A 20,921-nucleotide genomic window follows, 5' to 3' on the forward strand; every position below is an offset into this window, starting at 1 on the left:
ACGGCTATGACGAGCGAAGAGCGGCTTCGCGAATATCTGAAGAAGGTGGTCGGCGACCTGACCGACGCCCGGCGCAAGCTGAGCGAGGCCGATGACCGCGAGCACGAGGCGGTGGCCGTGGTCGGCATCGGCTGCCGCTACCCCGGCGGGGTCGAGGCACCTGACGACCTGTGGGAGCTGGTGGACTCCGGCACCGACGCGACCAGCCCGTTCCCGACCGACCGCGGCTGGGACCTGGAGAAGCTGTACGACCCGGACCCCGACACCCCCGGCACCAGCTACACCCGGCGCGGCGCCTTCGTGCACGACGCGGGCGACTTCGACGCCCCCTTCTTCCGGATCAGCCCCCGCCACGCGGTGAGCACCGACCCGCACCACCGGCTCTTCCTCGAAGCGGCCTGGGAGTCCTTCGAGCGGGCCGGCATCGACCCGGCGACGCTGCGCGGCAGCAGCACGGGCGTGTGGGCCGGGATGATGTACGAGTTCTACTCGGCGCGTTTCCTCGGCGCCGTTCCCGAGGACGTCGACGGCACCCTTCTGGTCGCCAGCACCCCGAGCATGCTGTCGGGCCGGGTCTCCTACAGCTTCGGTCTCGAAGGTCCCTCGGTGACCCTCGACACCGCCTGCTCGTCCTCGCTGGTCGCGGTCCACCAGGCCGTACGCTCCCTGCGCAGTGGCGAGTGCACGCTCGCGGTGGCGGGCGGGGTCACCGTCATGGCGGAGCCCGACATGTTCGCGGAGTTCTCGCGGCAGCGCGGCCTGGCCCCCGACGGACGCTGCAAGCCGTTCTCCGCCGACGCCGACGGCACGGTGTGGGGCGAGGGCTGCGGTGTCCTGCTGCTGGAGCGCCTCTCGGACGCTCAGCGCAACGGGCGGCCGATCTACGGCGTGATCCGCGGCACGGCCGTCAACCAGGACGGCGCGAGCAACGGGCAGACCGCGCCCAACGGCAAGGCGCAGGAGCGGGTCATCGCCCAGGCGCTGGCCGACGCCCGCCTGACGCCCCGTGACATCGACGCGGTCGAGGCGCACGGCACGGCCACGCCGCTCGGCGACCCGATCGAGGCCAACGCGATCCTGTCCGCCTACGGCAAGGACCACACGCCGGAGCGGCCGTTGCTGCTCGGCACGATCAAGTCCAACATCGGGCACACGCAGGCCGCCGCGGGCATCGCCGGAATGATCAAGATGATGCAGGCGATGCGGCACGGCAAGCTGCCGCGCACCCTGCACATCGGCACCCCGACGTCGCGGGTCGACTGGTCGGCGGGCACCGTACGGCTGTTGACCGAAGAGGAGCCCTGGGAGTCGCGCGAGGACGCGCCGCGCCGGGCCGCCGTCTCGTCCTTCGGGATCAGCGGCACCAACGCGCACGTGATCCTGGAGGAGCCGCGACCGGCCCCCGCCGCAACGGAGTTCGAGACCGGGACCGACATCGGGTCGGACACCGGGACCGGCACCGGCACCGGGTCCGGCACCGGCAAGGCCCCGCTCGCCTGGGTGCTCAGCGCCCGCAGCGCCGACGCCCTGCGCGGCCAGGCCGACCGGCTCGCCCGCCGCGTCGCCGCCCAACCGGCGCTGCGCCCGGTGGACGTGGCCTGGTCGCTGGCCGCCACCCGCGCCCGCTTCGACCACCGCGCGGTCGTCGTCGGCCGCGACCGCGCCGAACTCCTCGACCGGCTCGACGGTTTCGCGCAGGGCCGGGTCGGCTCCCCGGTGACCACCGGCGTGGCGTCCGGTACGGCCAGGACGGTCTTCCTGTTCACCGGACAGGGCGGTCAGCAGCCCGGCATGGGGCGTCAACTGCACGCCGCCTTCCCCGTCTTCGCCGCCGCCCTGGACGAGGTGTGCGACGCGCTCGACCCGTATCTCGACCGGCCGCTGCGCGAGGTGATGTGGGCGGAGCCCGGCACGCCCGAGGCCGCGGAGCTGGACCGCACCTACTACACGCAGCCCGCGCTCTTCGCCCACCAGGTCGCCGCCTTCCGGCTGCTCGGCTCGCTCGGTCTGGTTCCCGACAAGGTCGCCGGGCACAGCGTCGGCGAGATCGCCGCCGCCCATGTGGCCGGTGTCTGGGACCTGGCCGACGCGGCCCGGATGATCACCGCCCGCGCCCGGCTGATGCAGCAACTCCCCTCCGGCGGCGCGATGTTCGCGATCGCGGCCACGGCGCGGGAAGTCGCCGTCACGCTGGCGGGCAAGGAGAGCCTGGCGCAGGTCGCCGCCGTCAACAGCCCCGCAGACGTGGTGGTCTCCGGTGACGAGGAGACCTGCGCCGCCGTCGCCGCCCACTGGGCGGAGCAGGGCCGGCGCACCAAGCGCCTCACCGTCAGCCACGCCTTCCACTCGCCGCTGATGGAGCCGATGCTCGACGCCTTCGGCGCCGAACTGGCCACGCTGACCTTCCGTCAGCCGACGCTGGACAGCTCCGTCAACCTCGGCGCCGACCGGAGCTGGACCGACCCCGGTTACTGGACCGACCAGGTCCGCCAGGCCGTGGGCTTCGCCGACATGACCGCGCGGCTGGACGCGGCGGGCACGGACGTCTATCTGGAGATCGGGCCACGCCCGGTGCTCTCCGGGATGGTCCGCGCCTGCCTGCCGGACGCCAAGGCCGTCGTGACCGCCGTGTCCCGGCGCACGCTGGCCGAGCCCGAGGGGCTGCTGACCGCGCTCGCCGAGGCGTACGCGGCCGGCGCGTCCGCCGACTGGAGCGCCGCGGCACCCGGCGGACAGCCCGTCGAACTGCCCACGTACGCCTTCGACCACACGCGCTACTGGCTGCTGCGGACCCCGCCGCGCGGCGACGCCGACGCGCTCGGCCTGACCGAGCTGCGGCACCCGCTGCTGGGCGCGGCGGTCGCCGTCGCCGACGGCGGACTGGTCGCCACCGGCAGGCTGACCGCGGACGACCTGCCCTGGCTGGCCGACCACTGCGTGGGCGGCGCGGCGATCGTGCCCGGCACCGCCCTGCTCGACATGGTCGTCGAGGCGGCGGCGCAGGCCGGTTACGACCGGGTCGAGGAGCTGACGTTCGAGGCGCCGATGCCGCTGCCGGTGACCGGGTCGCTCGACCTCCAGGTCGCCATCGGCGGCGACGGCTCCGTCGGGGTGCACGCCCGGCGCGGCGGCGAGGAGAGCTGGACCCGGCACGCGTCGGGCAGCCTGGCCGCGGGCCCCGAGGAGCCCGACGGCTGCGCGTGGGCCGCCACGTGGCCGCCGCAGGGGGCCGCACCGGTCGACCTGGACGCGGTCTACGAGCGGCTGACGGAGCGTGGCTACGGCTACGGCCCGGCCTTCCGCGGGCTGCGCGGCGCCTGGCGCACCGACGGTGAGCTGTTCGCCGAGGTCGAGGTGCCCGAGGGCGCGGAGAACGACGGCTTCGGTCTCCACCCGGTGCTGCTCGACTCGGCCTTCCACCCGTACGCCGCCGAGGGCGAAGGGGACGAGCTGCGGCTGCCGTTCGTCTTCCGCGGGGTGCGGCTGACCGCGGTCGGCGCGTCCGCCCTGCGGGTCCGGATCGTGACCGAGGGCGCCGACCAGTTGTCGCTGACCGCGGCGGACGAGAACGGCGGACTGGTCCTGGACGCCCGCGACATGCGGGTCAGGGCGGTGCCGGCCGCGGCCATGCGGGCGCTCGCCGGAAGCGCGGCCTCGCCCGAGGGCTACTACGGCCTGGAGTGGACCGAGACGACGCTTCCCGCGGTGAGCCCCGGCAGTTGGGCCGCGCTGGGCACCCCGGTCGCCGCGCTCCCCTTCCACGCCGACCCCGACGCGCTCGCCGCGTCCGGCGTCCGGCCCGACTACGTCCTGCTCGACACCGAGGCACTGGACACCGCCGAGGGCGCCGAACTCCCGCAGAGTGTCAGCGAGTTGACCGGCCGGGTGCTGGGCCTGCTCCAGCGGTGGGCCGACGACGCGGCCTTCGCCGCCTCCCGGCTGGTGCTCGCCACCGACCCCGACTCGCTGCGTACGGCAGGGGTTTGGGGCCTGGTGAGGGCGGCGCAGGCCGAACACCCCGGCCGGTTCCTGCTGGTGGGCGCCCGCGGCGGCATCAGCGCCGCCCTCGCGGGTCCCGGCAGGGCGGTGGCGCTGCTCGCCGCCGCGGCCGAGGCCGACGAGCCGCAGGTGCTGCTGGAGGACGGCCGTACGCTGCTGCCGCGGGTCGCCCGCCGGGTGCCCGCACCCGCCGTCGAGCCGGCCTTCGGCGACGGCACGGTCCTGGTCACCGGCGGCACCGGGGCGCTCGGCGCGCTGGTCGCCCGGCGTCTGGTCGAACGCTTCGGCGTACGGCACCTGTTGCTGACCTCGCGGCGCGGTCTCGCGGCCCCCGGGGCGCGGGAGCTGGCCGACGAACTGACCGAGGCCGCCGGGCCCGGCGCCACCGTACGGATCGAGGCGTGCGACGCCGCCGACCGCGGCGAGCTGTCCGCGCTGCTGGCCTCGGTGCCGCCGGAGCACGCGCTGACCGGTGTGCTGCACGCGGCCGGTGTCCTGGACGACGGGCTGCTCGCGGGCCAGTCGCCGCAGCGCCTGGCGGACGTGCTGCGGCCGAAGGCGGACGCGGCCTGGCTGCTGCACGAGCTGACCGCGGACCTGCCGCTGGCCGCCTTCGTCCTGTTCTCCTCCGTCGCGGGCGTGCTCGGCAACGCCGGGCAGACCACGTACGGAGCCGCCAACACCTTCCTGGACGCGCTGGCCGTCCACCGCCGGGCGGCGGGTCTGCCCGCGGTCTCCGTGGCCTGGGGCCTGTGGTCGACGGCGGGCATGGGCTCGACGCTGACGGCGGCCGACGAGGCGCGGCTGGCCAGGATCGGGGTCGCGCCGCTCGACGAGCGGCAGGGCCTCGGGCTGCTGGACACCGTGCTGACCGACCCCGACGTCGAGGCCGCCGTCGTGGCCTCCCGCTGGAGCCTGAGCGGCCTGCGCGGCGCGCAGGACAGCGGCGAGCGGATTCCCCAGATCCTGCGCGGCCTGGTCCGCGCGGGGCGGCGGACCGCGGAAGGCGGCGGCGCCCGGCAGTCCGGCGCCAACGCCGCGGGCGGCCTGGCCAAGAAGCTCGAAGGACTCACCGGTGACGCCGCGAAGTCCGCGGTCGACACCGCCGTACGCCACCACGTGGCCGCGGTACTGGCCCACGGAGCGCCCGAAGCGCTCGACCCCGACCTGCCCTTCATCGACCTCGGATTCGACTCGCTGACGGCGGTCGAACTGCGCAATCGGCTCCAGACGGACTCCGGTCTCGACCTGGCCCCGACGCTCGTCTTCGATCACCCGACCATCGGCGCCCTGGCGGAGCACCTGGCCATCGCGCTGGTCCCGGCCCCGAAGGATGACGTGACCACCATGGAAGAAGCCCTCGCCCGGATCACCGGCGAACTCAGCTCGTCCGCACCCGCGCTGCGGGACCGCATGGTCGTGGCCCTGCAAGACGCCCTCAACCGACTCGGAGTCCCGATGGACTCCCCCACCGCGGTGCTCGACGAGGCCTCCGACGAGGAGATCTTCGCCTTCATCGACGCCCAGGCGTAATCCCGCGCCGGGCGCACGGCCCGGCCACCGAGGTACAGCGACTCCCCGGCACTCCCACCGGCACTCCCCCGGCACATCGCCGGCGCACGTCACCGGCACCACCGGCTCCCGGCACCGGGCAGTCCGTCACCACACCACGAATCGGCAGAGGGCAGGAAGATGGCAGGCGAGGACAGACTCCGCGAATACCTGAAGAAGGCCACGGTCGACCTGGGTGACGCCAGGCGCAAGCTGGCCGAGGCCCAGGCACAGACGCACGAGCCGATCGCAGTCGTCGGCATGTCGTGCCGCTTCCCCGGCGCCGGTTCCGTCGACGCCTACTGGGACCTGCTCGACCAGGGCAGGTCCGCGGTCCTCGACGAGGTGCCGGGCGGCCGGTTCGACCTCGCCCCGCACGTCGAGAACGACGGGGTCTACACCACCCGCGGCGCCTTCCTCGACGACGTGGCGGGCTGGGACGCCCGGTTCTTCGGCAGTTCCCCGCAGGAGGCGCTGCGGATGGACCCGCAGCAGCGGCTGCTCATGGAGCTGACCTGGGAGGCGCTGGAGGACTCCGGTACGCCGCCGCCGAGCCTGGCGGGCAGCCGTACCGGGGTGATGATCGGCTTCTCCGACGTCCTCCAGTACCTGCGCCTGGAGCAGGCCGAGGAAGGTCTGGGCGTGCTGCACGACCCGTACGGCGGCCAGGGCGGTTCCGCCAGCGTCGTCGCGGGCCGGCTCGCGTACCACTACGACCTGCGCGGCCCCGCGCTGACCCTGGACACCGCCTGCTCGTCCTCGCTGGTGGCCGTCCACCTCGCCGGTACGGCGCTGCGCCGCGGCGAGTGCGACCTCGCGGTGGCGGGCGGCGCCTTCCTGCTGATGCACACCGACATGTACGTCAACGCCTGCTCCACCTCGATGCTGTCCCCCGACGGCCTGTGCAAGACCTTCGACGCCCGCGCCGACGGCTATGTGCTGGGCGAGGGCGCCGGGGTGGTCGTCCTGGAGCGGCTCTCCGACGCGGTACGGCGCGGCCACCGGGTGCACGCGGTCATCCGCGGCACGGCCGTCAACCAGGACGGCCGCAGCAACGGCCTGACCGCGCCCAGCCGCAGCGCCCAGGCCGACGTCATCCGCCGCGCGGTGTCCGCTGCCGGGGCGACCCCCGACGACATCGCGTACGTCGAGGCGCACGGCTCCGGCACCAAGCTCGGCGACGCCATCGAACTGGGCGCGCTCACCGATGTGTTCGGGCGCCGCAGCGAGGAACGGCCGCTGCACGTGGGCGCGGTGAAGACCAATATCGGCCACACGCAGGCCGCGGCCGGGATGGCCGGTCTCATCAAGGCCGTCCTGGCCGTCAAGCACCGCACGGTGCCGCCGAATCTCAACATGACCGAGCCCTCGGAGACCGCCGTCGCCGCGGGCGCCGTCCGCCCGGCCTCCGCGTCCCGCCCCCTCCCGACCGACGAGGCGTCGCCGCAGCTCGTGGGCGTCAGCTCCTTCGGCTGGTGCGGCACCAACGCCCATGTCGTCCTGGCGGCGCCGTCGCCCGCGGCGGCCGGGACGGGTACGGCGGCGGGCGTCGGCGCCCCGGTCCGCGCCGGTCTCGCCACCACGGGAGGCACCTCGGCCGACGGCACCGCCGAAGGTTCCGTCGAAGCCGCCCAGGCACCCGGCAGGGCCGAACTGCTGCCCGTCTCCGCCGCCGACGACGGCGCGCTGACGGCGCGGCTGGACGCACTGGCCGAGGTCGCCGGACGCACCGGCCTCGACGACCTGGCGTACACGCTGCAAAGCGGCCGCGCTGCGCTGGAGTTCAGGCGCGCGGTGGTGGCCTCCGACCCCGAGGACGCGACCGCCGCGCTGGCGACCGCGGCGCGGGCCACCGGGGTCCGTACGGTCAAGGGCCGCCCCAAGCTGGCGTATCTGCTGCCGGGCACGGGCGACCACTACCGGGGCATGGCGCGCGATCTGCACCGTACGGAACCGGCGTTCGCCGAGGCCGTCGAGACGTGCCTGGCCGTCGCCGAGGAGCGCTGCGGCATCGACCTGCGGGACACGCTGCTCGGTGAGCCCGCGCAGGCGCCGGCCGACGCGGGGGCGGGCTTTCTGGCCAGGCCCGGCAGTGGGGCGGACCTGGCGGACGACCCGGACAGCCACGCGGAGGTCGCGCACCTGTCGCTGTTCACCGTCGAGTACGCGCTGGCCAGGCTGCTGGCCACGCACGGCGTCACACCCGACCTGCTGATCGGCTACAGCCTCGGCGAGTACGTGGCCGCGACGCTGGCCGGTGTCTTCGAACTGCCCGACGCCCTGTGGCTGGTGGCGCGGCGCGCCCGGCTGATCGAGGCGGCGCCCGAGGGCCGGATGCTGGCGGTCGCCGCCGACGCCGACCGGGTCCGCGCCGAACTGGCCGTGTGCGGCGCGGCGGTGGACATCGCCGCCGTCAACGGCCCGGCCATGACCGTGGTCAGCGGAGCGCCGGACGCCGTGGCGACCGCCGCCGCCCACCTGACCGAACAGGGCCTGGCGGCACGGCAGTTGCACTCAGCGCACCCCTTCCACTCGGCGCTGCTCGCCCCGGCCCGCGCGGAGTTGGCCAAAGCCGTGGCCGCGGTGCCCCGGCACGAGCCGCGGATCCCGGTCGTCTCCAACGTCACCGGCGCGCCGCTGACCGCCGAGCAGGCCACCGACCCCGGCTACTGGGCCGACCACCTGACCAGCCCCGTGCGGTTCGCCGACGGTCTGGCGGCCTGCGCGGACCTGGGCGTGGACGGCTATGTGGAGCTGGGCCCCGGCCAGACCCTGGGCGGCCTGCTCCGGCAGAACGACCGCAGCGGCGCCAACCCCACCGTGCTCGGCACCGTCCCCGCGCAGTGGGCGGCCGGCGGCCCCACCGACGGCCGCTCCCGGCTGCTGGAGACCTTCGGCCGGCTCTGGGAGCTGGGCGCCGACCTCGACTGGACGTCGCTGCGCGGCGGGCGCCCCGGCACGCTCACGGAACTGCCCGCCTACCCCTTCCAGCGGACCCGCTACTGGCCGCGCACGGGCACGGGGACGGCCGCCGCGACCGGCACCGGCTCGACGAGCGGCGCCGTCCAGCCCGACGACTTCTGCTACGCCCCCGCGTGGCAGCAGGACGTCACCCTGCCCGCGCCGACCGCCGTGGAACCGGCCGCGCCCCTGGTGGTGTTCGCCGACGGCGACGGTGTCGGGACCCGGCTGGCCGAGCTGGCCGCGGCCTCCGGCACACCCGTCACCGAGGTCGTGCCCGGCGGCGCCTGGCGGCGCGACGGACGGCGGGTCGTCATCGACCCCGCCGACCCCGAGCACTACCGCAGGGTCGTCGCGGAAGCGCTGGCCGGGACCGCGGGACCGCTGCGCGTCGCCCACCTGTGGAGCCTGCGCGACCCGGCCCGCACCCCGCTGTTCGCCGAGGACGCCGAGCTGGTCAGGGCGGTCCGGCTGGGCTTCGACAGCCTGCTGCTCACCGTCCAGTCGCTCGCCTCGGCCGCGGCCGAACGCGGCGTCAAGCTGCTGACCGTCACCGCGGGCGCCGCCCAGGTGCACGGCGGCGACTGCACGGCCCCCGACCGGGCGCTGGCCCACGGCTTCGCGCGGATCGCCCACGCCGAGCAGCCCGGTACGGCCTGGCGCGGTGTCGACCTGGACCCGTCGGCGCCCGCTGATACCTGCGCCGCCCACCTCGCGGAGGAGATCGGCCACCGCGCCTGGCAGCACGACGACCCGGCCGCCACCCCCGCGCTGATCGCCTGGCGCGCGGGACGCCGCCTGCTCAAGGACTGGCGCCTGGTGCCGCTCCCCGCGGCCGACGGCGCGACCGGCTTCCCCGTACGCCCCGACGGCGCGTATCTGGTCACCGGCGGCACCCGAGGTCTCGGCCTCGGGCTCGCACGGGAACTCGTACGCTCCGGGGCACGGCGGCTGGCCCTGGTCGGCAGGACCGATCTGAACGCCGCGGCTGCCGCCGACCCCGAGGGGCGGGCCGCCCAAAGCCTCCGCGACATCGCCGCGTTGGAGGCGTCAGGCGCCGACGTGCTGCTGCTCACCGCCGACGTCGGCGTGCCGGAGGACCTGCGGCGCGCGCTGCGCGACTGCCGGGAGCGGTTCGGAACGCTGACCGGCGTCCTGCACGCGGCGGGCGTACCCGCGGGCGGCATGGCCGTCCGCCTGACGCCCGGCACGGCCCGTACGGTGCTCGCGCCGAAGGTGCTCGCCATGGGCCCGCTGGCCGAACTCGTCGGCCCCGGCACCCCGGAGGCCGACCGGCCGGAGCTGCTGGTCCTGTACTCCTCGGCGGTCAGCGTCTTCGGCGGCCTGGGCGAGGGCGACTACAGCGCCGCCAACACCGTCCTGGACGCGTACGGCGCGGCGCTGGCCGACGCCGCCGCGGCCACCACCAAGGTGCTGAGCGTGGCCTGGGGCCCGTGGCAGCACGACGACTGGCAGGCCGAGGCGTCCGGCGGCGCGCTGGCCGACCGGGTCCGCGAGCACCGCGCCCGCTACGGCTTCTCCGAGTCCGGCGGCAACGCGCTGCTGGGCAGGCTGGCGGGCGCCGCCCGCGGCAGCCTGCTGGCGGTGCGGATGCCGATGGCCGAGGGGCTGCGCGAGTGGGCGGCGCTGACCGACCTGGACGCGCTCGTCGCGGCCGGCGCCCCCGCCGACAGCGAACGGCCCCGCTTCCCCCGGCCGTTGCTGCGTACCGAATACGCGGCCCCGCGCACCGAGTTGGAGACGGTCATCGCCGACAGCTGGGGCCGGCACCTCGGCATCGACGGCATCGGCGTCCACGACCCGTTCTTCGACCTGGGCGGCAACTCCCTGGTCGGGATGTCCATGGTCGCCGACATCGAGAAGCGGCTCGACCGCAGGATCGCCCCGGCCGTCCTGTTCGAGCACCCGACCGTCGCCGCCTTCGCGGCGGCGCTCGACGGCGGTCCCGCCGGGACCGCCACCACCACAGCACGCGACTCCGGCCTCGCCCGGGGCGAGAGACGGCGCCGCGCCCGCGGTGCCCAGCCTTCCATCACCCGGAACTAGGAGGACGGATCCATGCCGCGCATACCCACCGAGGTGTCACCGATGGACATCGCCATCGTCGGCCTCGCCGGGCGCTTCCCCGGCGCCACCGATGCCACGGAGCTGTGGTCGGCGCTCCGCGACGGCCGCTCGGGCATCACCCGCTTCACCGACGACCAACTGCGCGCCGCGGGCGTGCCCGACGAGCTGATCGACGACCCCGCGTATGTGAAGGCGGGCGCGGTGATCGACGGGATCGACCGCTTCGACGCCGACTTCTTCGGGATCAACCCGAAGGAGGCGCAGATCCTCGACCCGCAGCACCGGCTCTTCCTGGAGCACAGTTGGCACGCGCTGGAGGACGCGGGCTGCGACCCGGCGAGCTTCGACGGCTCGATCGGTGTCTTCGCCGGCTGCGCGATCAGCACCTATCTGACGCGTAACGTCGCCCCGTCCGGGATCGGCCGCAGCGTCGGCGAGCTGACCGTGGGCCTGGCCAACGACAAGGACTCGCTGACCCTGCGCGTCGCCCACACGCTGGGCCTGTCAGGGCCCGCGTACGGCATCCAGAGCTACTGCTCGACGTCCCTGGTCGCGGTCTGCGCCGCGGCCACCAGCCTGGCCGGCTTCGAGTGCGACCTGGCGCTCGCGGGCGGCGCCGCCATCGCGGTCCCCGACGACACCGGCTACCTCTACCAGCCGGGCGGCATCAGCTCGCCCGACGGCGAGTGCCGTGCCTTCGACGCCTCCGGCCGGGGCAGCCTGGTCGGCAACGGCGTCGGCGTGGTCGCACTGCGCCGTCTGGTCGACGCGCTCGCCGACGGCGACCAGGTGTACGCGGTGATCCGCGGCTGGGCCGTCAACAACGACGCGGGCCGCAAGGTCGGCTTCACCGCGCCGGGGGTCAGCGGCCAGGCCGAGGTGATCGCCGAGGCGCTCGCCGCGACCGGTCTCGAACCCGAGGACATCGACTACATCGAGGCGCACGGCACCGGCACCGCGCTCGGCGACGCCGCCGAACTCGCCGCGCTCCAGCAGGTGTTCGACGGCAAGGAGGTCATGATCGGTTCGGTCAAGACCAACCTCGGCCACCTGGACCGCGCGGCCGGTGTGACCGGTCTGATCAAGACCGCGCTGTCGCTGCACCACGGCGAGATCCCCGCGACCCGCAACTACACCGCGCCCAATCCCCAACTGGAGTCCGGCGACGCGCGGTTGACGGTCCTCACCGAGCGGCACCCGTGGCCGCGCGGCGACCGTCCGCGCCGCGCCGGGGTCAGCGCCTTCGGCATCGGCGGCACCAACGCCCACGTGATCCTGGAGGAGGCCCCGCCGGTCGCCGCCCGCAGCACCGGCTCGGGCCGCCGCAGCGAACTGCTGGTGTGGTCCGCCCGCACCGAGGCCGCCGCCGACGAGGCCACCGCCAACCTCGCCGCGCACCTGGACACCATGGACGACGCGGACACCACGGTCGGCGCGGGCATCTCCGACGTCGCCTACACCCTCCAGAGCGGCCGCCGGCTCTTCAGCCACCGGCGCGCCCTGGTCGCGGACTCGCTGAGCGGCGCGGCGCGCGAGCTGCGCGCCGGGTCCGCCCTCGGCCGCGCCGACGGCACCGCCTCCCGGCCGGTCGCCTTCCTGCTGACCGGCGCCGCGGAGCCGTACCCCGCCGCGGCGGCCGAACTCTACGACGCGGAACCGGCGTTCCGTACCGCGCTCGACGAGTGCCGCGCCGCCGCCCAGGCCGTCGGCGGCGCCCCGCTGGCCGGACTGCTCTCCCCCGACCGCACCAGCGGCCACGACCAGCACGGGCACCGCGCCTTCGCCTTCGGATACGCGCTCGGCACGCTCCTGCGCTCCTGGGGCATCCAGCCGGACGCCCTTCTCGGGCACGGCGTCGGCGAGTACGTCGCCGGGTGCCTGGCCGGGGTCTTCTCCCTCAAGGACGCCTTCGCGCTGCTGCACCGCCGCACGGAGACCGAGGGACAGCCGCTGACCGACTGGGCCGCGGGCCACATCACCTTCGGCGAGCCCGGAACCGTCCTGTACTCCGCCGCGACCGGCGGCCGGCTGACGGCGGCCGAGGCCACCGACCCCGCGCACTGGACCGCGACCCTCACGGGCCCGCCCGCCGACCCCGGCACCGCGCTCGGCGCGCTGCTGGAGTCCGGGAACCACGCCCTGCTGGAGATCGGCGACGGCACCCTCGGCGCCCACCGCACCCTCACCGAAGGGCACGCGGACCTGCTGATCCCCGCGCTGCCCGGCGACGACGACCCGCGCGAGGCGGGCACGGTCCTCACCGAGGCCGTGGGCCGCCTGTGGCTGACCGGCGTCGACATCGACTGGTCCGGCTACCAGCACGGCCGCGACGTCCTGCGCACGAAGCTGCCCGGATACCCCTTCCAGCGCTCCCGCTACTGGATCGACGCGCCCGCCGCCGCCAAGCCCGAACTCCCCTCCGCGGCAACGGAGTCCGCCGACTCCGGCGCCGAGGAGCACGTACAGGTCATGAGCCGGGTGTGGAGCCCGGACGCGAACGGCGGCACGGGTACGGCCACCGGCCGGTTCCTGCTGTACGCCGACGCCTCCGGGGTCGGCGACGCGCTGGCCGAGCGGCTGCGAGGCGCGGGCGCCGAGGCCGTCACCGTACGGCCGACGGACGCGCCCGACACCGCCGAGGTGCCCGGCGACGGGCCGCTGACCGTGGTCGTGCTGTCCGCGCTGGACGCGGATGGGCCCGACGCGGACCCGGCCCAGGCCGTCCTCGACGTCTCCCGCGCCGTCTCGGCGTGGGGCGACCGGGCCGGGACCGGCGGTGTCGTCGTGGTCACCCGCGGCGGCCAGAGCGTCACGGCCGCCGAGCGGAGCCTCCCGGCGCAGGCCGCGGTCGCCGTCCTGCCGGTCGTCGCGGGCCAGGAGTACCCGGGCCTCGACGCCCGCGGCATCGACCTGGACCCCGCGGCCGACACCGCGGCCTCCGCCGCCCTGCTCGCCGCCGAACTGGCCGCCACCGAGGGTCCGGTGCTCACCGCCTTCCGCGCGGGCAGCCGCCTCACCCCGCAGTACCGCCCGATCGACGCGCCCAAGGCGCACACCGACGAACTGCCCGTGGTCCTGCCCGGCGAGAGCTACCTCGTCACCGGCGGCCTGGGCGACGTGGGCCTGATGGTCGCGGAGCACCTGATCCGCGGCGGCGCCGGGCGCGTCGTGCTCGCCAGCCGTACCGGACTGCCCGCCGACCCGGCGGACCCGCGCCGCCAGGCGGTCGTCCGGCTGCGCGCGCTCGGCGCGGACGTCGAGGCGCCCGCGCTGGACGTCACCGACACCGCCGCCGTACGCGCCCTGTTCGGCGCGGAACGCTTCGACGGCCTGGTGCACGCGGCGGCCGACACCTCGGAGGACACCTTCCTGCCGCTGGGCGCGCTCCAGGAGAGCACCGTCGCACGGCACTTCGCCGCCAAGTACGAGGGCGCTCGCGTGCTGCGCGACGCCGTCGGCGGGCTCGCCGGGGACCGCGCGCCGCGCTGGGGTCTGCTGTTCTCCTCGACCTCCGCGCACCTGGGCGGACTGGCCTTCGGCAGCTACGCGGCGGCCAACGCCGCGCTGGCCGCGCTCGCCGGAGCGGGCCCGGACGACGGCACCGCGCAGACCCGCTGGACCTCGGCCGCCTGGGACACCTGGGCGCCGACGCTGGCCAAGGTCGACGCCAGGACCGGCGCCTCGATGGCCGCGCACGCGATGACCGCCGAGCAGTCGCTGACCGCCCTCGACCGCGCGGTGACGCAGCCGCTGCCCGCGGTGGTCGTGGTGGCCGGCGGTCTGGCGGGCCGGCTCCCGAGCCGTCCGCAGGCGGTCACGGCGGGCGCCGGGAATACGTCCCCTGTGGCGTCCTTCCCGCGGCCCGACCTGCCGCAGCCGTACACGGCGCCGCTGACCGCCACGGAGCGCGAGCTGTGCGCGCTGTGGACCGACACCCTCGGTGTCGACCCGGTCGGCACCCGTGACAACTTCTTCGACCTGGGCGGCAGTTCGCTCTTCGCCCTCCAGATGCTGGCCACCGTGAAGTCGCGCTTCGGTGTGACGGTGCCGACGGTCACGCTCTTCGAGGCGCCGACCGTGCACCGGCTGGCGGCCGTCCTGGACGAGCAGAAGCCCAAGGCCGCCGGGGGGCCGAGCCCGGCACCGCTCCGCGCCCCGGCGGCGCCCCGTCCCCCCGCGGCGACCGTCGTCCCCGCGCCCCGGCCCGCCCCCGCGCCCGTACCCGTCGCCGCTCCGGCGCCGCGTTCGGTCGTGGCCGCGACCCCGGCCGTCAGCGCGGTCACCCAGCACACCGAGCGCGCCGAGAACACCGAACCGGAGAGCACCGAACTCGACCGGCGGATCGCCATCGTCGGCATGGCGGGCCGCTTCCCCGGCGCGGGAGATGTGGCCGGCTTCTGGCGGAATCTGTGCGAGGGCGTGGAGTCGATCCGCTTCTTCACCCCTGAGGAGCTGATCGAGGCGGGCGTCGACCCGGACATGGTCCAGGACCCGGAGTACGTGCCCGCGCGCGCCGTGCTGGACGACATCAGCGGCTTCGACGCCGGATTCTTCGGGATGAGCCCGCGGATGGCGGCGCTCACCGACCCGCAGCAGCGGCTCTTCCTGGAGGTCTGCTGGGAGGGTCTTGAGCACGCGGGATACGCCAACGAGGCGTACCGCGACCGGATCGGCGTCTTCGGCGGCTCCAACCTCTCCACGTATCTGTTCGGGATGACCTCGCAGCTCGCCGCGGGCGACATCAGCCCGTACGAGATCATCATGAGCAACGACAAGGACGCGCTCACCACGTCCGTCTCCTACCTGTTCGATCTGCGCGGACCGAGCGTCGCGGTGCAGACCTTCTGCTCGACGTCGCTGGTCGGTGTGCACCTGGCGGTGCAGAGCCTGCGCGGCGGCGAGTGCGAGATGGCGCTGGCGGGCGGTGTGTCCATCAGCGTGCCGGACCGGGTCGGCCACCGCCGCCAGCAGGGCGGCATGGAGTCGCACGACGGCCATGTGCGGACCTTCGACGCGCAGGCCAGCGGTTCGATGTTCGGCGACGGCGCGACCGTCGTGGTCCTCAAGCGGCTCTCGGACGCGCTGCGCGACGGCGACACCGTGCACGCGGTCATCCGCGGCTCGGCGATCAACAACGACGGCGCCCTGAAGGTCGGTTACACCGCCCCCAGCGTCGCCGGGCAGGCCCGTGTGGTGCAGGACGCGATGGCCGACGCACGGGTGAAGCCGGAGGATTTCGGCTACATCGAGGCACACGGCACGGCCACCCCGATCGGCGACCCGATCGAAGTCACCGCGCTGAGCCGGGCGTTCGGCACGGCGGGCGGCCCCGGCAGCATCCCGATCGGCGCGGTGAAGACCAACATCGGTCACCTCAACCACGCTTCGGGCACCGCGGGCCTGATCAAGACGGTCCTCACCGTCCGCGAGCGGATGGTCCCCGCGACCTTGCACTTCACCGCCCCCAACCCGCAGATCGACTTCGCCGACAGCCCCTTCTACGTCAACACCCGGCTGACCGAGTGGCCGGCCGAGGACGGCAGGCCGCGGATCGCCGGACTCAACTCGCTGGGCATGGGAGGCACCAACGTGCACGTCGTCGTCGAAGAGCCGCCGGCCCGCAGGGCCGGCCCCGACACCCCGCAGGGCGGCAGGCGGCACCACTTCCTGCCGGTCTCGGCCCGAACCTCCGACGCCGCCGACCAGGCCGTGAGCAACCTCGCCGAGCACCTGGCCGCGACTTCGGGGGCGAGCGTCGCCGATGTCGCCTACACCCTCCAGGTCGGCCGCAAGACCTTCGAGCACCGCCGCGCCACCGTCGTCTCCAGCGGCGAGCAGGCCGTGGCCTCGCTGGCCGGTACGGACGAGGACGCGCCGCTGTCGGCGCGGGTGGAGACCGCGCACGGCCGCCCGGTGGCCTTCCTCTTCGCCGGGGTCGGCGAGCAGTATCCGGGCCTGGTCGGCGACCTCTACCGGCACGAGCCGGTCTTCCGCGCCGAACTCGACCACTGCCTCGGCCTGTTGGCCGCGCACCTGCCGGACACCGACCTGATGGGGCTGCTGACCGGGGACCGTCCCGGCGGCGGCATGGACCTGGCGGCGCTGCTGGGCCGGGCGACCGGCGCGGCCGACGACCGGGAGGCGGAGCTGGAGCGCACCGAGATCGTCCAGCCGCTGCTGTTCGCGGTGGACTACGCGCTGGCCTCGACACTGATGGTGTGGGGCGTGCAGCCGTCGCTGATGCTCGGCTACAGCCTCGGCGAGTACGTCGCGGCCTGCCTGGCCGGGGTGCTGTCGCTGGAGGACGCGCTGGCGCTGGTGGTGCACCGGGCCCGGCTGATCTCCGGGGTGGAGACGGGTTCCATGGCCGCGGTGCCGCTCGGGCCCGACGACCTGCGCGACCGCTACGGACTGGAGGCGCGCGGCCTGGACATCGCCGCGGTCAACGGCCCGCAGACCGTCGTGGTCGCCGGTCCCGCCGACGCGCTGGCCGGCCTCGCCGCCGACCTGGAGAGCGACGGCGTCCCCAGCAGGGGGCTGCGCACCACGCACGCCTTCCACTCCCGGATGCTCGCCCCGCTCGCGGATGAGCTGACCTCGTGGGTCGCGGAGAACATCCGGCTCAACCCGCCGCGGCTGCCGTACCTGTCGAACGTCACCGGCGGTGTCGCCGACGCCAGGCTGGTGCGGGACCCCGCCTACTGGGCGGAGCACATGTGCCGTCCCGTGCAGTTCGCGGCGGCCGTCGAGACGCTGCTGGCCGATCCCGAGCTGGCGATGGTGGAGATCGGTCCCGGACAGTCGCTGGGCACGATGGTGCGCGGCGCGGGCTGCGCTCCGCAGCGCTGGGCGACGATCACCGCCACGCTGCCCGCGCAGAGCGATCCGCGTCCGGCCGACCGGGTCCTGACCGAGGCCCTGTCGCGGCTGTGGCTGACCGGTGTCGACCTGGACTGGGCGGCCTACCACGGCCGCGCCGAGCGGACCGCCGAGCTGCACCGGGGCTTCGCGCCCGGCAGGGTGCCGCTGCCCACGTACCCCTTCCAGCGGCAGCGTTACTGGATCGAGCAGACCCCGCTGATCGGCGCCAAGCCGGCCGCGGCCGCGGCTGCGACGGCGCCGGGCACGCCGGGTGTGCCCGCCAGCTTCGAGGACATCGACCGGGTGCCGAAGCTGCCGGAGGAGCAGTGGGTCTGGCAGCCGGTGTGGCGGCAGACCGCTTCCCCTGCGACGGCGGGCGCGCAGCCCGCGAGCTGGCTGGTCTACGCCGACGGGTCGGAAGCCGACGGTGTGCTGGAGGAGTTGGTGCGCGCGGCGGCTGCCGACGGCGCGACCGTGACCGCGGTCCGTCCCGGCGGCGGCTGGAGCGCCGACCCGGCGACCGGCTACACCGTACGGCCGGGCCACTCGGGCGACGCCCAGGCGGTCCTGCGCGATCTGCGCAAGCGCGGGCTCGCGCTGGAACGCGTGGTCCATCTGTGGACGCTCGCGGAGCGGCCCGACGACGAGTCGATCGCATTCGGTCTGCACACCCTGGTGGCACTGGCCCGCGCGGCCGGTGAACTGGGCTCGGGCGACTGGCAGTTGGACATGGTCACCGCGGGCGCCCACCAGGTGCTCGACGGTTCGGAGGTACGGCCCGACGCCGCCACGCTCATCGGCCCGACGCTCGTGGTGCCGCTGGAGTACCCCAACGTCACCACCAGGCTGCTCGACGTCGAGCCGGACACCCCGGCCGCCGCCGTCGCCGCGGAACTGCGCCGACCGCGGACCGACGCGGCCGTCGCCTTGCGCGGCAGCAGGCGCTGGGTGTGCGGTTACGACATGCTCCCGGCGGCGGACGACGAGAGCGCCGCGGCGGTGCTGCGCGAGCGCGGGGTCTATCTGATCACCGGCGGTCTGGGCGGCATCGGTCTGGGCATGGCGGAGAACCTCGCACGGCAGGTCGGCGCCCGGCTGGTGCTCTTCGGCCGCCGCGGGCTGCCGCCGCGTGAGCGGTGGGAGGGCATCGCCGCGGGCACCGAGGCGGCCGACGAGGCGCTGCGGGCCAGGGTGAGCCGTGTCCTGGGCATCGTGGAGCTGGGCGCGGAGGTCGAGATCGTCACGGGTGACGTGGCGAGCGCGCCCGACGTCCGGCGCGCCATCGACCTGGCGCAGGAGCGTTTCGGCGCCCTGCACGGCATCCTGCACACCGCGGGTGTGCCCGGAACGGGTCTGATCCAGTTCAAGCAGTCCGACGACTCCGAGCTCGTTCTCGCGCCCAAAGTTGCCGGCGTACAGGCCCTGGACAAAGCACTGCGAATCGGCCACGCTGATGAGACCGCGCTGGACTTCCTGGTGCTGTTCTCCTCGATCACCGCGGCCACCGGCGGCGGCCCGGGCCAGGTCGACTACTGCGCGGGCAACGCCTACCTCGACGGCTACGCGGCACGGCAGGCGGCCACCGGCCGCCGGGTCCTGTCGGTCGACTGGGGCGAGTGGACCTGGAACGCCTGGGACTCCGGTCTGTCGGGCTACGACGAGGGCTTGCAGTCCTTCTTCCGCTCGCACCGGGAAGCCTTCGGCATCACCTTCGCGGAGGGCTGGCGCTCGCTGCTGCGGGCCCTGGCCTCCGGCGAGTCGCGGGTCGTGGTCTCCACGCAGGACCTGCCGACGATGGTGAGCTACAGCACCGGCTTCACCGTCGAGGCCGTCATGGCCCCGGCGGGCGGTGGCTCCGGCTCCGCCGACCGGCACCCGCGGCCCGAACTCCTCACCCCCTACCGGGAGCCCTCGGGCCCCGTCGAGGAGCGGCTGGCCGAGGTCTGGGGCGACATGCTCAAGCTCGAACGGGTCGGCGCCCGCGACAACTTCTTCGAACTCGGCGGCAACTCGCTGCTCGGCATCGCCCTTCTCGCGGCCCTGCGCCGGGCCTTCCAGGACGCCGAGCTCCCCCCGCACATCCTCTACGAGGCCCCGACCGTCGAGGCCCTCGCCAAGGTCGTGGACGGACCCGCCGCGGACGCGGCGCCCGTCCCGGAGCCCGACGGCCAGGAGCAGGCGCGACTGCGCAGGTCCGGCCTGAAGACCGCCGCCCGGCGGCGCAGGAGCTGATCCCGCGTCAGCGGCACTCCGCACCACGCGACACCCCACGCCCCAGGCGTGGTTCAGCACACCCACACCAGCCAGCACCACCCACCAAGGAATCGGAGAGATCATGACCGTCGTAGGAGTTGTCGGTGCCGGGGTCATGGGCATCGGAGTCGCGCACAATCTGGCCCAGTCCGGTTACGAGACCGTCCTCGTCGACATCGACGAGCGGATCCTCACCGACGCCAAGGCGGCCATCAGCCGCAACTGCCGGCTCAGCCGCCTGATGGGCGGACCGGCTCTGGACCCCGACGAGATCCTGGGCCGGATCACCACCGCTGTCGGCGTCGAGGCGCTCGCCAAGGCCGACTTCGTGATCGAGAACGTCACCGAGAACTGGGACATCAAGCGCGAGGTGCACGCCGAGCTGGACCGCGTGCTCTCCCCCGAGGCGGTCGTGATCGTCAACACCTCCGCGATCCCGATCACCCGCGTGGCCGCGGTCGGCACGCACCCGGAGCGGGTCGTCGGGGTGCACTTCATGAACCCGGTGCCGGCCAAGCCGGTCGTGGAGCTGATCCCCGGCTTCCACACCGCGCAGGAGACCGTCGAGGTCACCCGGCAGCTCCTCAGCGGCATGGGCAAGAAGGCGGTGGACGTCAAGGACGCCTCCGGCTTCGTCTCCAACCGGGTGCTCATGCTCACCGTCAACGAGGCCGCCTTCCTCGTCCACGAGGGCGTCGCCACCGCGGAGTCGGTGGACGAGGTATTCCGCGGGTGCTTCGGGCACCCGATGGGTCCGCTGGAGACCGCCGACCTGATCGGCGTCGACACGATCCTCTACAGCGTCGAGGTGCTCTACGAGCACTACGCCGACAGCAAGTACCGGCCCTGCCCGCTGCTCAAGCAGATGACCGACGCCGGACTGCACGGCCGGAAGACCGGCCGTGGCTTCTACACCTACGACAACAAGGGATGACGACCATGTCCGAGAACACCACCGCCCAGACCAGCATCCTCTCCTTCATCGAGGCCCGCTTCCCGCAGGCCAGCATCGCCACCGACCAGGACATCTTCTCGCTCGGCTACATCAACTCGCTCTTCGCGATGGAGCTGGTGATGTTCATCGAGAAGACCTTCGGCCTCACCATCCCCAACGACGAACTGCGCATCGACAACTTCCGCACCGTCGAGGCCATGGCGGACCTCGTCGCCCGCCGGAGCGTCCCCGTCTCCGTCGACTGAGGAGCCAG

The 20,921-nt window shown here is 74.5% G+C and carries 5 protein-coding genes; all 5 read left to right on the forward strand.

Annotated elements, in window-relative coordinates:
• Positions 1–6 precede the first annotated feature (6 nt).
• The 5 genes from ACFZBB_RS08430 to ACFZBB_RS08450 all read left to right on the forward strand — a co-directional run bounded on the left by ACFZBB_RS08430 (position 7) and on the right by ACFZBB_RS08450 (position 20,913).
• On the forward strand, positions 7–5,532 hold the full coding sequence (locus tag ACFZBB_RS08430; protein WP_391119113.1) for a beta-ketoacyl synthase N-terminal-like domain-containing protein: 5,526 nt from the start codon (positions 7–9) through the stop codon (positions 5,530–5,532).
• 159 nt (positions 5,533–5,691) lie between these two features.
• The gene (locus tag ACFZBB_RS08435) at positions 5,692–10,578 is read left to right on the forward strand and encodes an SDR family NAD(P)-dependent oxidoreductase (protein ID WP_391119115.1); all 4,887 of its coding nucleotides are present in this window, start codon (positions 5,692–5,694) and stop codon (positions 10,576–10,578) included.
• 12 nt (positions 10,579–10,590) lie between these two features.
• Positions 10,591–19,692, forward strand: coding sequence for a beta-ketoacyl synthase N-terminal-like domain-containing protein (locus ACFZBB_RS08440; RefSeq protein WP_391119117.1), 9,102 nt, complete (start codon positions 10,591–10,593; stop codon positions 19,690–19,692).
• Between the two features lie 103 nt (positions 19,693–19,795).
• Positions 19,796–20,647 carry a 3-hydroxyacyl-CoA dehydrogenase NAD-binding domain-containing protein gene (locus ACFZBB_RS08445; protein ID WP_391119119.1) on the forward strand — a complete coding sequence of 284 codons (852 nt, stop codon included), beginning with the start codon at positions 19,796–19,798 and terminating at the stop codon, positions 20,645–20,647.
• 5 nt (positions 20,648–20,652) lie between these two features.
• Positions 20,653–20,913: an acyl carrier protein gene (locus ACFZBB_RS08450; RefSeq protein ID WP_188282225.1), complete on the forward strand. Its 261-nt coding sequence runs from the start codon at positions 20,653–20,655 to the stop codon at positions 20,911–20,913.
• Positions 20,914–20,921 lie beyond the last annotated feature (8 nt).

Origin of the sequence: Streptomyces sp. NPDC008139, assembly GCF_042957025.1 — a bacterium.
GTDB lineage: Bacteria > Actinomycetota > Actinomycetes > Streptomycetales > Streptomycetaceae > Actinacidiphila.

Coding starts and splice junctions, on each gene's coding strand:
- ACFZBB_RS08450 (WP_188282225.1), top strand. CDS start 20,653: ATGTCCGAGAACACCACCGCCCAGACCAGCATCCTCTCCTTCATCGAG.
- ACFZBB_RS08445 (WP_391119119.1), top strand. CDS start 19,796: ATGACCGTCGTAGGAGTTGTCGGTGCCGGGGTCATGGGCATCGGAGTC.
- ACFZBB_RS08435 (WP_391119115.1), top strand. CDS start 5,692: ATGGCAGGCGAGGACAGACTCCGCGAATACCTGAAGAAGGCCACGGTC.
- ACFZBB_RS08430 (WP_391119113.1), top strand. CDS start 7: ATGACGAGCGAAGAGCGGCTTCGCGAATATCTGAAGAAGGTGGTCGGC.
- ACFZBB_RS08440 (WP_391119117.1), top strand. CDS start 10,591: ATGCCGCGCATACCCACCGAGGTGTCACCGATGGACATCGCCATCGTC.